Below are 14,970 nucleotides of genomic sequence, written 5' to 3'. Positions count from 1 at the left end.
TGTAAAAGACTGTCTGTTAATCAGGCAGTCTTTTTGTTTTGGCAATAAACGAGTGCTTTCAGCTGTGTCATACGGAAGGAAGTAATCAATCATGATTTGTACAGTTCAACATATAAGTAAAATGCTTGGCGGAAACAGTATTTTTGAAGACTTAGTATTAGATATTAAAACGGGAGATCGTTTAGGAATTGTAGGACGTAATGGCTCGGGAAAGACGACGTTATTCAAGCTTATTGCAGGAGTAGAATCGCCGGACCAAGGGAAAATTCATTTCAAAAAGGGAACTAAAATTGGTTATTTAGCGCAAATACCACTATTTGAAGAAACGATTACAGGTCAGGACATTTTATCGCGGGCATTTAAGCATTTACTTGATTTACAGCGCCAAATGCAAGAACTTGAAGAAAGTATGTCCACGGCGACATCTGAGCAGCTAGAGCGCTATCTAGTTCAATATGGCGATATACAAGAACGCTTCACATTAGCAGACGGTTATAGTATGCAAGCTCAAATTGAGATGGTCATAAATGGACTTCAGTTAATTAATTTTGTAGAACAGCCCTTTAACAGTCTTAGCGGCGGAGAAAAGACGAAAATTATGCTTGGTCAATTGCTTTTAACGAAGCCAGATTTACTATTATTAGATGAGCCAACGAATCATTTGGATTTATTTGCTGTAGAATGGTTAGAGCAATATTTGGTCGACTATGCAGGAACCGTTGTGATAATTTCGCATGATCGCTATTTTTTAGATAAGGTTGTCACGAAAATTGCAGATTTAGAGCAAGGTGAGTTGCAAATTTATCATTGTAGTTATTCAGGTTTTTGTGTTGAAAAGGAAGCACGTCTCATGCGGGAGTTTCAACAATATGAAGAACAACAAAAGAAGATGAAGAAGATGCGTGAGGCAATCAAACGCATGCGACAATGGGCGAATGAGGCCAATCCACCGAATGAAGCTATGCACCGACGTGCACGTAATATGGAGAGGGCTCTAGAACGTATTGAAAAACTTCGTAAGCCGATTATTGATCCTAAAAAGATGGATTTATCATTTGAAGCTGCTCCTCGCAGTGGTAAAGAAGTTGCCGTACTAAAAAATGTCACGAAGGCTTTTGGGGATAAGGTATTACTTCAAAATGTGAATTTACAACTTCTTTGGCAGGAGCATATGGCAATTGTCGGGCGCAATGGGACTGGAAAATCTACTATCTTGAATATGTTACTGAATAAGACAATAATAGACGCGGGGACATGTAAGTTAGGTAGCCAAGTGAAAATTGGCTATCTTTCACAGCATTTTCAAATTGATAAGCCTAAAGCATGTCTCATCGATGTTTTTCGTGATGAAGTTTCTGTTACGGAAGGTGATGCTCGTCATATTTTAGCTAAATTCATGTTTTACGGAGCAGATGTTTTTAAAAGGATTGCGGATTTAAGTGGTGGTGAGCGTATGCGACTTAGATTAGCACAGCTCATGCATCAAGACGTTAATTTACTAATCTTAGATGAACCAACAAATCATTTAGACATAGAATCAAGGGAAGTGCTTGAAGACGCTTTAGAAGATTTTAGAGGAACAATATTAGCCATTTCGCATGACCGTTTCTTTTTAAATAAATTGTTTACAAGAACAGTGTGGCTTGAGAATCAGCAACTAACAACATATGAGGGTCCGTACGATTGGGCAAGACAAAAGTTTGATGAGAAACAAGTTCTTAACTTACCACAGTCTATAAAAAAACAGAGAAAAACTTCCTCTAAAGTAAAGCAAACAAAAAATAATGCAAATAAAGAGCAAGAAATTGTTCAGATTGAAGGTTCTATAAAGCAACTGAATCAGAAAATTCAACAAGAGCAAGATTGGGAAATATATGAACAACTAATAGCAGAAAAAGTTCAGGCAGAGATGCAACTTGAGGCTTTATTAGAGCAATGGATGGAAGAATTAGAATGAGTATAAAAATAGCCCTTGATTACATAGTGTAATCAAGGGCTAACATACTTAGTTTTATGTCATGATATTATTTTCTTAACTCAGATACAGTTACAAATTCATAACCCTGCTTTTGTAAGTAATTTAATACAGAATCTAAACCTTGCGCTGTTGTTGGTTGAATATCATGCATTAAAATAATAGCTCCATCATGGGAGTACAGTTTAACCATAGTCAAAAGTGTTTTAGGATTACGGTGTTTCCAGTCAAGTGTATCAACATCCCATAAGATAACTGGCAATTTATTTTGTCCACGTACTCTTTGGTTGATCGAACCGTATGGAGGACGGAATAACGTTGGTTTTTCGCCCGTAGCTCTTTCAATTTCTTCATTAGTGCGTTTTATTTCAGCTTTAATCTTCTTATTTGAAAGAGTAACTAAATTCGTATGTGAAAATGAATGGTTACCGATTTCGTGTCCGGCATCAGCAACTCTTTTTGCAAGCTTTTGATTGTACATTGCTTGGCTACCAAGCATGAAGAATGTTGCCTTCGCATCGTATTTCTTAAGTGTTTTTAAGATTATCGGTGTTACTTTTGCGTTAGGACCGTCATCAAACGTCAATGCTATTAGTTTCTTTTTCGTACCATCTGGATTTATTCCTTTTAATTGGAATGGTTTAGCCAGTATACTATTGACAGAAGAAAGTGATATTTTAATTTTCGAGATAGCATTACTATTATCCGACAATTTTGCTCCGTCAAAATAAATGTATAATGAGCTATCAGTTAAAGCATAATTTCTATAATTTGAATACGTTGGTGTTATAGCATTTTTTAACTTTGTTGTTTGGATATATGTTTTAAACTGATCAGCACTTTGCAATTGTTTTTCAACAAAAGGTTTAAGTTTTGATAGATTATTTTCATTATTTATAACGTCTTTTAAAGACAACTGCTTATTATTTTTTTTATCATACATAAAGGTTTGAATAGCTTTATCTTTACTTCCGGTACCTTTATATGTAGTTTGTGTTAAAACAAACGAGTAGTAATTCTTTTTATGGTGCAAAGTTTTAAATGTTATTGTTAACTTTCCAACTTTTTTTGCATCTTTTTGGAGCAATTCCTCCATGCTAGCTAAGTAGGAATCACGCGTTTTATAAACGGCATCCTTGATAGCTTTGTTGAATGCTTTATCTTCAGTTTGAGGATATTCAATTGTATATGGCATACGTTTGTCTCCTGAAATAATAGAGGCAATTTTAATACCGGTATATTTCGAATCCTTTGTTTGGTGCTCAGGTGGTGCTGCTAAAGCGACCCCATTTGTTACTGAAGAATCTTTGTCGTTTTTTGGTGTTAAAAATAAGAAAAGCAAAACAGCAGATAGTACTAAAATACTACAAATCAATATTGTGTCAATCCAAAGCCCTCTTTTTTTAGGGCGTGATGTGGTCATTTCCCCAAGACCTCCTTTAAAACTATTATGTGTTCTATTCTATACGATTAGACGACAAAGTGGCGCTAAAAGTTTTGAATTTATGTTAAAAAATCGTCTTTTGTTGAAAAATAAGTAAAAATGGCGCAAAAGGGGCATTTCGCCATGCAAAATATTACATTTTTTGACTAATGAATAGACTTACATATCGCTTTTTTACTAAATATTGTTTGTGAAGGGCAGGAGAAAACAGTGATTGAAATGGATGAAGAGGAACGTGCGATAGATTGTTTTCTTCTAGCTGGAAGATTACTTATGCAAAGTGGAGCAGAAACGTATCGTGCTGAAGATACGATGTTACGTATGGCAAGTTCACAAGGACTAACATCCGCACAGAGTTTTGTGACACCTACAGGAATAATATTTTCAGCTGGTCATAAAAGGCCAACAAGAATCGTTCAAATACCCAGACGTTCGACAGATTTAGAGAAAATTGCGCTTGTTAATGGTGTATCACGTCGATTAACTGCAGAGCAAATTACATTGTCAGAAGCATTTGAGGAATTAAAACGAATAGATCGTTCTAATTTATATTTCCCAATTTGGATTCAAATAGTCGCTTCGGCTATTGCAAGTGGCTGTTTTTTAATATTATTTGAAGGTGTTTGGAAGGATGTCCCTGCAGCGGTTTTAGCTGGTGGAATCGGATATTTACTTTTTGTTTTAATGCATGAGTTAACGAAGGTAAAATTTTTTGCGGAATTTACAGCTGCATTGTTTGTCGGAATTACAGCTTTTTTAACAGTAAAATTTGGAATAGGTATTCAAATAGATAAAATTATTATTGCTTCTGTAATGCCATTAGTACCAGGTTTACTTATTGCAAATGCAGTGAGGGACTTGATGGCAGGACATTTCGTGTCTGGAGTAGCTAAAGGAACGGAAGCTTTTTTAACAGCATTTGCGATTGGTGCGGGTGTTGCACTAGTATTGTCATTTTAGGAGGAATAGTATGTTTTGGGTCACCCAAGGAGTTCTTAGTTTTTTAGCAACAGCTGGTTTTGGGGTTATTTTTAATGCACCGAAAAAAATGTTGTTCCATTGTGGGTTAGTTGGATCCATTGGATGGCTAATATACTATTCTCTATTGAAGCAAGGAATGGATACGGTAATAGCTTCATTTGCAGGTTCTTTTGTTATTGCGATTGTGGCGCATATGTTGGCAAGACGCTTTAAAATGCCGATGATTATTTTCAGTGTTGCTGGCATTATTCCACTTGTACCTGGAGGTATGGCTTATAATGCGATGAGGCATGTCGTTGAAAATGAATATCTTGAAAGCATTCAATACGCAGCAAGGGCTTTTATTATTACGGGTGCAATTGTTATGGGGCTTGTTTTTGCAGAGGTGTTTATGCAACTCATTTTCAATATAATTCGAAAACGTAAAGCAAAAGCGTTACAGAATGAAGTTTAAAGAGCTAAATGGCCTTCGCATAATTGAGCGAAGGCCATTATTTTATTGATGAAAGGTATCTATTAAATCAAGCGTTATTTTAAAAGGTTCTCTACCTCTTTTGGTGTGATAGGGTGGCTAATATGATAACCTTGTGCTGCATCGCAGCCAAATGATGAAAGTAATTCTAGTTGTTCTTCTGTTTCAACACCTTCAGCTAAAACACGCATATTGATAGATTTTCCAAATTGGATCATACCTTGTATTAGTTTTTGGGATTTCTTCTGATATTGCAGTGTAGAAATAAATGTTTTATCAATTTTAATTTCAGCTAATGGTAACAGTTGCATATAACGGAAAGAAGCATATCCTGTACCGAAATCATCAAGGACGAAGACAATCCCGTCAGTTTCTAATTGCTTCATCTGTTGAATAATAGAAGTTTCAGCTTCAGCCTCTAATGCAAATTTCTCTGTAATTTCAATTTGCAATAGATTGGCAGGACAATTGGTTTTCTCTAATACTTTTCGAATGTGTTGTACCATGTTTTTATCACGGAATTCACGAACAGAAGAGTTAATACTAACTTTTAAATCTAAGCCCTTTTTATGCCAAGACACTGCTTGTAAGCACGCCTGTTCAAGCATAAAGGCACCGATATCATTTATTAGCCCAGTTTCTTCAGCGATTGGGATTAAGACGTCTGGTGTAACTGTACCAATTTCTTCGTCTTCCCAACGTACGAGTGCTTCTACACCATTAATTTTGCCCGTCTCTAGGTTTAACTGAGGTTGATAGAGTACTTTTAAGTTCTTTTCATCAAGCGCGATTAGTAAGCGTTTTTCAATAATAGCCTTTGTACTAAGTGCTTTATGATCAGCTTTTGTTAAGCTAATAATATTACCACCACCGTCAGAACGCACTTTAGAAATCGCCGCATGTGAGGCTTTCACTAAATGTGAGAATGATGACTGGTCTTCAGGGTATTTTGTAATACCGCCGCTAATTGAAAGTGGTAACGCACGATTGTTTACATAAATCGGGTGTTGTTTTAGATAGGCAAGGAAGCCTTGGATAAACCATTCTCCAAGTGGAGTTAATACTACAAATTCATCTATGCCGACTCGCGCCATTGTGCTATCTTGGAAGTATATTTTCATACGGTTTGTGAATTCTTGTAAAAGGACAATTTCCGTTTGCTCATCATAAATTTCCTTCAATGAGTAAAATTTATCGATACTTAGATAAACAAAAGTAAAGTGATTTTTTTCTTGAATCATATCTGTGACGATTTGTTCTAAACGATAGCGGTTCATTAAACCCGTTTCTTGATCAATATATGCAATTTTTTCTAAACGGTGTTGTAGCAATTTTTTTTCTGTAATATCATTTTCTAACAGGATGAAGTAGGCTGGTTTTTTACTTGTAACGAAAATCGGGATAGCCGTTAAATCGACCCAATAGGATAAGCCGTCCTTCGTCATCTTTTCTACTTCGCCTTTCCAAGTCTTGCCGTTTTTTAGGAATGTCCAGATATTATTTGCAGCTGAAGTTCCATCATCTGTTTGAGGGAACATTTGCCAAAAAGTTTTACCGATTATTCGCTTCGGCGTCCATTTGCTTCTTTTTAAGAAATGGTTGTTTGCAAAACTGATTAAACCCTCTTGATCCATTGTTAACATCATAAAGGAATCTTCAAGTCCTGCTTTCATGCTGATTAATTCTTGATAAGGTGATGGGTCTTTTTGAACCTCATCTGTCATTTCAAAATGGAAAAATACATAGCGTTCGTTCTCGATAGTAAACGATTTTGCTAAAGCTGACGAGAAGATAGCTTCTTTATTTTTTGCCATGAATGCCATTCTATCGATGTGTAAAGGTTCAGGAGAACGTAATACCTTTGTCCAACCTTCTTTATGTAGTCCTGCTTTCTCTGCTTCGATGAAGGGAATGAATTTCCCAAGAACTTCATCTGCAGAAAAACCAAATGTTTTTTCGGCTTGGCGATTCCATGCTGCGACGATTCCTTGATGATTTACAATCACCATTGGAAAGGGCATTTGGTTTAATACTGAATTTGCTGTACTAAAAATTGTTTGAGTTTCATTCATGCATGCGACGACTCCTTGAAATTTCTATATCTCTCATTATAGTGAAAAGAATGCCATCCGTCATTAGTAATAGGTAATGTATATAAAAGAAATTCAGAATTATATATTAATATAGGCGATATAAAAAGGCTAAAATAGTAGAAAACATGAGAAAAATTATCTTAAATGCAGTAAAATATATTCACAAAAGAGGAGTATAAGTATGAATAATTCGTCACATAGATTAAAAGGGATAGTAATGATTGTTTCTGGAGCAATGCTTTGGGGTGCTACAGGGCCACTTATGGAGTGGGTATTATCTAATAGTGAGTTAACTGTTCCGTTTATGCTAACAGTCCGGCTCGTTTTGGCAGGGGTAATACTTTTATCCTTTTTACTGTTAACTAGAAAAGATATAATAACCATTTGGAAGTACCCTGCTTGGTGGAGGAAATTAGTAGTTTTTGGTGTCTTAGGAATGTTAGGGGTGCAATATTCATTCGTAGCGGCTATTAATGCTAGTAATGCGGTTGTAGCAACTTTGCTGCAATTTTTGGCACCTATTTTCATTATCATATTTGTTTCATTTTCTAATCGTAAATGGCCACCGCGATATCAAGTACTAGGTATTTTAGGGACGCTTATTGGTTTGTTTTTATTATTAACCAATGCTTCCTTTGAGACATTGCTCGTAAGTACTGAGGCGCTTTTATGGGGATTGGCAGTTGGTTTAACATTTGCTTTTTATACCTTATATCCAGCAGCTATTATGAAAGAATGGGGTGTCCTCATTGTAGTAGGATGGGGAATGTTAATAGGTGGTATTGTATTAGGTGTAATTTCGCGAGCATGGAGTTCAGATGAATGGAGCTTATTATTAAATCCGAAAATCGCATTAATGTTAACTGCTATTATCTTTTTTGGAACAGTAGCCTTTGTATTGTTTTTAAGTAGCATGAAATACATAACAGCCGTAGAGACGAGTGTATTGTCGAGTATGGAGCCATTAACAGCTATGATTATTTCTGTTATATGGTTGGGAAGAACACTAGCGTTATGGCAAATTGTAGGCATCTTAGTTATGCTTGTTTGTGTAACTTGGCTGTCCATTGAAGGGGATAAACAACAAGAAGTTGCTTAAATTAGAGGGGCTATTTTTTAGGGGTGGAATTATTAGGAAAGTTAGAAAGGTTTATGTCGAAGCTCATTATTTATAAATAAAAGGTCTCTTTCACTTTTGGAGTGATGGAGACTTTTTTAGATATATATGAGTAAAAAACATTCTTAAAATCATCCTTCTAAATATTTCGAGTTTTAATCGCACAGACTAGGGCTATTTTATGGCATAATAAGAAACAATTAAATAAATTTCGAGAGACGAAATGAATGCAGGGGGTTATACCGTGAAGACAATGTTTTCATATATAAAACCATACAAATGGTTTGCTTTTATTGCTATTTCACTCATGCTTGTCGAGCTTGCTGTTGAGTTAATTCAGCCATTAATTATTAAGAAAATCATTGATGATGGAATCGTTTTACAAGATCCTGCAACTGTTTGGTTATGGGGGAGCATAATGATGTTAATAGCTTTCCTAGGCTTTTTTGCAGGTATTACGAATTCATTTTTTTCAGCACACGCATCACAAAGCTTTGCCTTTGATTTGCGAAATGCATTGTTTAAAAAAGTACAATCATTTACAATGACGACGTTTTTGAAGTTTCCAACGGCAGGACTTATTACGCGCTTAACAAGTGATGTATCACAAGTGCAGCAAGTCTTATTCATGAGTTTACGTGTCATGTTACGTACGCCTCTTGTTGTGATTGGTAGTTTAATAATGGCGTTTTATGTGAATCCATCATTAGCCGTTTATCTTGTGATAGGTGCACCGTTTTTAGCCATTTACTTATTTGCAATGGTTCGCAAAGGGATTACATATTTCTCAGCGGTACAAAAGCGTGTTGACCGAGTTAATCGTGTAATTCAAGAGAATTTGCAAGCGATGCGTTTAGTAAAGGCTTATTTACGTGGCATGTATGAAGCAAGTAGGTTTGAAAAAGTAGCCAATTCTTTGAAGAGAGATACCTCAAAAGCGTTACGGACGATGGAGTATATTCAGCCAATATTGCTTTTAGTGATGAATGTTAGCTTACTTGTCGTTCTTTGGTTTGGAGCGGGTAAAATTGAGCAAGGAGAAACACAAATTGGTGAGCTTGTAGCGATTGTTAACTATGCACTGCGTATGACAGGTGCATTTTCAATGTTTTCATTTATTATCGTATTTATTTCACGAGCGAAAGCATCAGCGGATCGTATGGAGGAAGTATTGTTAATTGATGAAGGCTTAGAGGATGAAGAAAAGGGGAAAGCGCAATTGAAATTTCGACAGCACGGCACCCTGCGTTTTGAAAATGTATCATTTAAATATCCACAGACGGATGAATTTATATTGCGTAACGTCTCCTTTGAATGTGGCCAAGGTGAAAAGCTGGCGATTATGGGCGCGACTGGCTCAGGTAAATCGACATTGCTACAGCTATTACCTCGTTTTTACGATGCAACGTCAGGAAATATCATTGTGGATGGGCAAAACGTGAAAAACTGGCCATTAGAAAAATTACGTGAAGCAATAGGTTATGTACCACAACAGGCATTGTTATTCACAGGTTCTATCCACGATAACGTAACCTGGGGTAAAACTGCTGCTTCGGTCGAACAGGTGCATGAAGCAACAATTCAGGCACAAATCCATGACTCAATTACGCATTTTCCAAATGACTATGAAACTAGAGTTGGTCAAAAAGGAGTAAATTTATCAGGTGGGCAAAAACAGCGATTATCAATTGCTAGGGCATTAATACGCAAGCCAGAATTTTTGATTTTAGATGATAGTACGAGTGCATTAGATGTTAAAACGGAATCGGCATTATGGAGCGCGCTTGAAGGTGAAGAGGCAACAATGCTGGTTGTGACACAGAAAATTCGTACGGCAAAGGGAGCTGACCGTATTTTGCTACTAGAAGACGGATTAGTTTCAGCATTTGGTACTCATGAAGAGTTGATGGTGAATTCTGTATTGTATCAAAAGATTGCTACATCACAACAAGGGTAGGGGGTGGATGATAATGCTTAAATCGATTCGAGAACCTTTTGGCTATAAAAATATTTTGACGAAAGAAGATATACAAAGGCAAAGAAAGAAGAAGGTGGACCGTGCAACAAATTGGAGTTCAACTCTAGGTCACATTTGGCGAATTGTTGATGAACAACGTGCACTATTAATTGTTGTTTTACTAATGGTAGTAGCGAGCTCGGTATTCTCATTACTAGGTCCTTATTTAATTGGTAAAATTATTGATAATCACATTATGAAAACTCAGTTTGCAGGCTTGTCTAAGCAAATATTTGGTTTGATCGCCATCTATCTAGGTTTGTCATTATCATTGTTTCTCCAAAACTATTGGATGATTGGTATTGCACAACAAACGATTTATCGCATGCGTACAGGGCTATTTACAAAGTTGCAAAAGCTACCAATTACATTTTTTGATAAGCGTCAACATGGCGAGTTAATGAGTCGCATGACAAATGATATTGAGAATGTTAGTTCGACCTTGAATAGTACATTTATTCAAGTATTCTCAAGTGTTTTAACATTAGTTGGAACGTTAGTTGTTATGCTTTCAATGAGTCCACTATTAACATTATTGACGATGATCATCATTCCAGTTATGTTCGTTGCTACAAGATGGATTACACGCCGTACTGGTAAGTTATTTAAAGAACAGCAACAAGCATTAGGTGCGTTAAATGGGATGATTGAGGAGTCGATTTCAGGACAACGAATTGTTAAAGCATTTTCTCAGGAGCAGCGTATGATTGAAGAATTTGCAGAGAAAAGCACTAAGTTACGACATGTTGGCTTTTGGTCTAATGTTTACTCAGGTGGTATTCCAAAGGTCATGAACCTATTAAATAATGCAAGTTTTGCCATTGTTGCAGGAGTTGGTGGCTTATTAGCTTTGAAGGGCCAAGTTACAATTGGGACGATTGTGATATTCTCAGAATATGCACGTCAGTTTACGCGCCCTTTAAACGATTTAGCGAACCAGTTTAATAATGTATTATCTGCAATTGCAGGTGCAGAACGTGTTTTTGGGATTATGAACGAAGATGAAGAGAAGGATTTAGCTTCAGACAAGATCACCCATCAACTACAAGGTGACGTAAAGTTCAACGATGTCTCGTTCAAATACGAGCAAACAGATGAAGGACATACGATAAAAAATGTTAGCTTTCATGTAGAAGCAGGGCAAACAGTTGCTTTAGTAGGTGCTACTGGGGCTGGTAAAACAACTATTCTTCAGTTACTCGCACGTTTCTATGAAGTAAATAAAGGTGAAATTACTATTGATGGTACACCTATTCAAGCACTGTCACGTCAAAAATTACGCAGTCAGATGGCATTTGTTTTACAAGATCCATTTTTATTTGAAGAAACGGTTAGGGAAAACATTCGATATGGTCAGTTAAATGCAACAGATGAAGAAGTGGAAGAAGCCGCACGTAAAGCTAACGCCCATGATTTCATTATGAAATTGCAGAATGGTTACGATACATTTCTGTCTGCTGATGGTGCTGGAATTAGCCAAGGTCAAAAGCAGTTATTATCTATAGCAAGAGCACTTGTAGCAGACCCTGTAATCCTATTGTTAGATGAAGCAACGAGTAGTATTGATACGGTAACAGAGTTGAAAATCCAAGAAGCTCTAGAACGTTTAATGCAAGGACGTACAAGCTTTGTTATTGCACATCGATTGAATACGGTACGACAAGCTGACATCGTCTTTGTAATGCAACAAGGTGAGCTTGTTGAAGCAGGCAATCAACAGGAGTTGATTGATAAACAGGGGATATATTATAAAATGTTAGAAGAATCAAATGCATAACTGTTTGGTAGAAAGAAAAGGCATTCACCCATTTCATATGGATGAATGCCTTTTTGTTTACGTGGTAAATAATTTCCCCTTAAAGAGAAGAGGGCGTTTTGCATGAATATCTCCGATGAAGAATAATCCATACGGGATGAATTTCTTTATAACTAAAGAGCCTATGAGAGATATACTTAGACATAGAACGGTATAGCCAATGAGACCGTAATCAAAGAAATTATTCATCTGTTTATCTACCGAAATATGCATATACATAATAGTGATTGACTGCATTTCGATAAAATGGAATGCCTTAAATGGTGTGTAGCGTGTAATGAATTGGAATACGCCGAAAATTGCAATGATAAAAATAAAAGGAACGATAAGATCCAATAGTGGATGATTGTAACGTATAAACTTCAAACTTAAATGATAATCAAATTGATCAACCCAAGCTAATCGCATTGCTAAGAGAGTACTAACTGTACAAACTGTCCAGAGGGGTAACCGTATGTGTAAAAGTAAATCTTTTGCATAATAGCCAATGGCGAAGTAGACCACTGTTATAAGCGTAACATCTAAATTCCATAGCATTGGAATAGTTTGCGAAGCTTTATCAGATGCGCCTCCAATAACATCTATTACATAGTAGCTTTGGATATGGGCGATAATATAACATAGTGTAAGTACACTAAATTGATAGAATCGGTTTAAATATTTTGTTAGTAATAAGAATAATAAATAAGTAAAGAATAAGACTGTTGTAAACCAGAATACACCGTAAGATCCTCGTGCATAACGTCCTCCAATAATGAGCGTACTAAAATCCTGCACATACCATGAAATATCGGTATTTCCATAAGCGAATACTAATACATAACGAATACATGTAATAAGCAATAGGAAGAACAGATATGGAACCATCAATTGCATAAATCGCTTTTTAACAGCCTTACGAATAGGCTCGTCCTTTGAAACCGGTTTGAAGAATAATCCACTCAACACGAAGAACGCTGGCATATGGAACCAATATATATATTGTAAAAGTGGGTGATCCAAGTCTCCAGGAAAATGGCCAACTACTACTAAAATCATTAAAAACCCCTTAGTCACATCAACCCAAGTTAATCGTTTTTTTGTCATTGTAAAACCTCCATTTCGATATTCTATACCCGTAAAAAGCCAAATGGTAGTCGCCTAATTTGATAATTTGTTATCATTTAGATGACAAAACAATTACAATGAGGTGGTTTCAATTTGAATATTTTTATAATGAAAGCAACATATCCTATTGATGGTGAAACTTACGAGGAAGTTTTACAGTTATTACAAAAATCTGAACTTGAAGATAAACTTAAATACAAAATTGTGATGAACGAGAGTAGCTGGTGCAATCCTCAGGCATATGGCTTTCTAGTGCTTGCTTATGATGATGACAAAGACGAATTAGTCGGTGCAGCTAGTGCAGTTGATCCGTTTGGTTTCAATGCATTCGAATGGTCAGCAGTTGTAACTCCTATGTATCGTGGAATGGGTATAGGTAAACTACTAGTTGAGAGCATTGCAACTGGGTTAGCTGAGCGCAATACTGTTGGTGAATTAGCACTAACATTAAACGGTGAAGAGGGGCGTAATTTCATCGAAGCACAAGGCTATGAATATAGTTTTTCAGAAGCGACACTACGAGCAGGTGCTGAGTATACAGATATTCCTAATGATTTAACGATTCGCTTATATAATGGAGAACGCGATGCACTTGTTACTATTTTTGAGTCTGGATTTAATGATTTACCAGAAGAAACAGATGATCTAATTACTGAGAATACCTCGAGAGAAGGTCGCATATTATGGGTTGCAGAAAAAGATGGGCTAGTCGTTGGTACAGTGACGTCCGTTGAAGAGAATGATATCCAATGGGTAACTGCACTAGCAGTACATCCTGATTTCCAACGTCAAGGTATAGGAGCTGCGCTGTTAGCATGGGTCAAAAATATTGCTGACAAAAAAGGGCAATCGACAGTTTTACTTGATGTTGAGATTGAAAATGAGCAAGCACTAACTGTCTATGAACGAGCAGGATTTGAGAAAATACAGCAGGTGGATTATTTTGCGAGAAAATAAATTCATGAATAGATAAATAGCATAAGGGGATTATTAGATGAAAATCATATGTTTTGGAGATAGCATTACAGCACGTAAAGAAAACTATCCTAAACCGGTTTTAACATCCATGTTAAAGCTGAAAATGAAACAGCATCAATTTATTAATGCTGGAGTATCTGGTAATACAACGGAGCAAGCTAGAGTTCGATTTAAGAAGGATGTACTATCAAAAAACCCTGATGTAGTTACGGTATTATTTGGAGGAAATGATTCTGCAAAGCACAAATTAATACCAATTGGCACGTTTAAGTCTAATATCCGTTACTTTGTTCAACAAATTGGAGCTGATCGCACAATTCTTATCACCTCTCCACCAGTTGATGAATCATTACAACCGAACCGTAAAAATAAGAAGTTGAAAGAATACGGCCAAGCGGTCAAAGATGTTGCAGAAGAAACAGGATGTCATGTCATCGATTTTTTTGAAATTCTCTATAATAAGCCAAATTACAAAGAGCTTTTAGTAGGTATAAAAGACGATGGCTTACACTTCGGAGAGGCAGGTTACGACTTGCTGTCGGATGAGATAGTAGCAGAAATTAAAAAAATGAAAGATGTGAGTAAGAAAGGCTTCTTTCAAAGAATTTTGAACATCTTTAAATAATACAAAGAGTACCAGGCAAATTGTAGTTTGCTTGGTATTTTTAATTTGCAAAGGCATTATAAGAAGAGCTTGCATCAAAAAATTCTGAATTAATAATAAATTTTACTAAAAATATACATATTTAGTCGATAATATTCATAAACTAATGGTAATGTTAAGAAAGTACAAAAACCATCGCAAAGGGGGAGATCTACAATGAGATTACCTGCACTAGGAAAAGTCGATGTAAAAAATGAAAAGCAATTAAGAAAAGAGAAAAAGGGTATCTTCCGAAAGATTTTCAATATCTTTTCTAAAAAACAAAATTATTATCCGCTCTCTGCGAGGAAATAAAAAGAGGCTTCC

Annotated in this window: 12 protein-coding genes; 9 read left to right on the top strand and 3 right to left on the bottom strand. The window is 36.2% G+C overall.

All coding sequences use genetic code 11. The annotated features are described in order from the left end of the window. Positions 1-91 precede the first annotated feature (91 nt). Positions 92-1,957: a ribosomal protection-like ABC-F family protein gene (gene abc-f / locus ACZLO7_RS20720; RefSeq protein WP_464939918.1), complete on the top strand. Its 1,866-nt coding sequence runs from the start codon at positions 92-94 to the stop codon at positions 1,955-1,957. Between the two features lie 67 nt (positions 1,958-2,024). Here abc-f and ACZLO7_RS20715 read toward each other — a convergent pair whose 3' ends face one another. After that, a complete protein-coding gene (locus ACZLO7_RS20715; protein WP_464939919.1) occupies positions 2,025-3,398 on the bottom strand; it encodes a polysaccharide deacetylase family protein in 1,374 nt (457 codons plus the stop codon). 240 nt (positions 3,399-3,638) lie between these two features. Here ACZLO7_RS20715 and ACZLO7_RS20710 point away from each other — a divergent pair, with 240 nt between their 5' ends. Beyond that, positions 3,639-4,379 carry a threonine/serine exporter family protein gene (locus ACZLO7_RS20710; RefSeq protein ID WP_464939940.1) on the top strand — a complete coding sequence of 247 codons (741 nt, stop codon included), beginning with the start codon at positions 3,639-3,641 and terminating at the stop codon, positions 4,377-4,379. Positions 4,380-4,389: 10 nt separating this feature from the next. Beyond that, entirely contained in the window at positions 4,390-4,854 is a 465-nt protein-coding gene (locus ACZLO7_RS20705; protein ID WP_464939920.1) for a threonine/serine exporter family protein, read from the top strand. Between the two features lie 74 nt (positions 4,855-4,928). On the opposite strand, the gene ACZLO7_RS20700 is transcribed toward ACZLO7_RS20705, so the two are convergent. Then, positions 4,929-6,944, bottom strand: coding sequence for an EAL domain-containing protein (locus ACZLO7_RS20700; RefSeq protein ID WP_464939921.1), 2,016 nt, complete (start codon positions 6,942-6,944; stop codon positions 4,929-4,931). Between the two features lie 202 nt (positions 6,945-7,146). Between ACZLO7_RS20700 and ACZLO7_RS20695 the strand changes: the two genes are divergently transcribed. From ACZLO7_RS20695 to ACZLO7_RS20685, 3 genes are all read left to right on the top strand, one after another. Further along, positions 7,147-8,064 carry a DMT family transporter gene (locus tag ACZLO7_RS20695; protein WP_464939922.1) on the top strand — a complete coding sequence of 306 codons (918 nt, stop codon included), beginning with the start codon at positions 7,147-7,149 and terminating at the stop codon, positions 8,062-8,064. A 262-nt stretch (positions 8,065-8,326) separates the two neighbouring features. Further along, complete coding sequence (locus ACZLO7_RS20690; protein ID WP_464939923.1) at positions 8,327-10,039, top strand: ABC transporter ATP-binding protein; 1,713 nt, start codon at positions 8,327-8,329, stop codon at positions 10,037-10,039. Between the two features lie 13 nt (positions 10,040-10,052). Beyond that, on the top strand, positions 10,053-11,876 hold the full coding sequence (locus ACZLO7_RS20685; protein ID WP_464939924.1) for an ABC transporter ATP-binding protein: 1,824 nt from the start codon (positions 10,053-10,055) through the stop codon (positions 11,874-11,876). A 57-nt stretch (positions 11,877-11,933) separates the two neighbouring features. Here ACZLO7_RS20685 and ACZLO7_RS20680 read toward each other — a convergent pair whose 3' ends face one another. Further along, positions 11,934-13,001, bottom strand: coding sequence for an acyltransferase family protein (locus tag ACZLO7_RS20680; protein ID WP_464939925.1), 1,068 nt, complete (start codon positions 12,999-13,001; stop codon positions 11,934-11,936). Positions 13,002-13,115: 114 nt separating this feature from the next. Here ACZLO7_RS20680 and ACZLO7_RS20675 point away from each other — a divergent pair, with 114 nt between their 5' ends. The 3 genes from ACZLO7_RS20675 (at position 13,116) to ACZLO7_RS20665 (ending at position 14,958) form a co-directional block, all read left to right on the top strand. Further along, the gene (locus ACZLO7_RS20675; RefSeq protein WP_464939926.1) at positions 13,116-13,979 is read left to right on the top strand and encodes a GNAT family N-acetyltransferase; all 864 of its coding nucleotides are present in this window, start codon (positions 13,116-13,118) and stop codon (positions 13,977-13,979) included. Between the two features lie 37 nt (positions 13,980-14,016). Next, complete coding sequence (locus ACZLO7_RS20670; RefSeq protein WP_464939927.1) at positions 14,017-14,625, top strand: GDSL-type esterase/lipase family protein; 609 nt, start codon at positions 14,017-14,019, stop codon at positions 14,623-14,625. A 195-nt stretch (positions 14,626-14,820) separates the two neighbouring features. Beyond that, on the top strand, positions 14,821-14,958 hold the full coding sequence (locus tag ACZLO7_RS20665; protein WP_464939928.1) for a hypothetical protein: 138 nt from the start codon (positions 14,821-14,823) through the stop codon (positions 14,956-14,958). Positions 14,959-14,970: the final 12 nt, after the last annotated feature.

The organism is Viridibacillus sp. d25.2, from assembly GCF_055456015.2.
Note: the sequence above shows the minus strand (reverse complement) of the source record. Positions and strands in the feature narration are given on the sequence as shown.

Excerpts from the sequence above, each read along its gene's own strand:
- abc-f (WP_464939918.1), top strand. The coding sequence starts at position 92 with ATGATTTGTACAGTTCAACATATAAGTAAAATGCTTGGCGGAAACAGT.
- ACZLO7_RS20715 (WP_464939919.1), bottom strand. The coding sequence starts at position 3,398 with ATGACCACATCACGCCCTAAAAAAAGAGGGCTTTGGATTGACACAATA.
- ACZLO7_RS20710 (WP_464939940.1), top strand. The coding sequence starts at position 3,639 with ATGGATGAAGAGGAACGTGCGATAGATTGTTTTCTTCTAGCTGGAAGA.
- ACZLO7_RS20705 (WP_464939920.1), top strand. The coding sequence starts at position 4,390 with ATGTTTTGGGTCACCCAAGGAGTTCTTAGTTTTTTAGCAACAGCTGGT.
- ACZLO7_RS20700 (WP_464939921.1), bottom strand. The coding sequence starts at position 6,944 with ATGAATGAAACTCAAACAATTTTTAGTACAGCAAATTCAGTATTAAAC.
- ACZLO7_RS20695 (WP_464939922.1), top strand. The coding sequence starts at position 7,147 with ATGAATAATTCGTCACATAGATTAAAAGGGATAGTAATGATTGTTTCT.
- ACZLO7_RS20685 (WP_464939924.1), top strand. The coding sequence starts at position 10,053 with ATGCTTAAATCGATTCGAGAACCTTTTGGCTATAAAAATATTTTGACG.
- ACZLO7_RS20680 (WP_464939925.1), bottom strand. The coding sequence starts at position 13,001 with ATGACAAAAAAACGATTAACTTGGGTTGATGTGACTAAGGGGTTTTTA.
- ACZLO7_RS20670 (WP_464939927.1), top strand. The coding sequence starts at position 14,017 with ATGAAAATCATATGTTTTGGAGATAGCATTACAGCACGTAAAGAAAAC.
- ACZLO7_RS20665 (WP_464939928.1), top strand. The coding sequence starts at position 14,821 with ATGAGATTACCTGCACTAGGAAAAGTCGATGTAAAAAATGAAAAGCAA.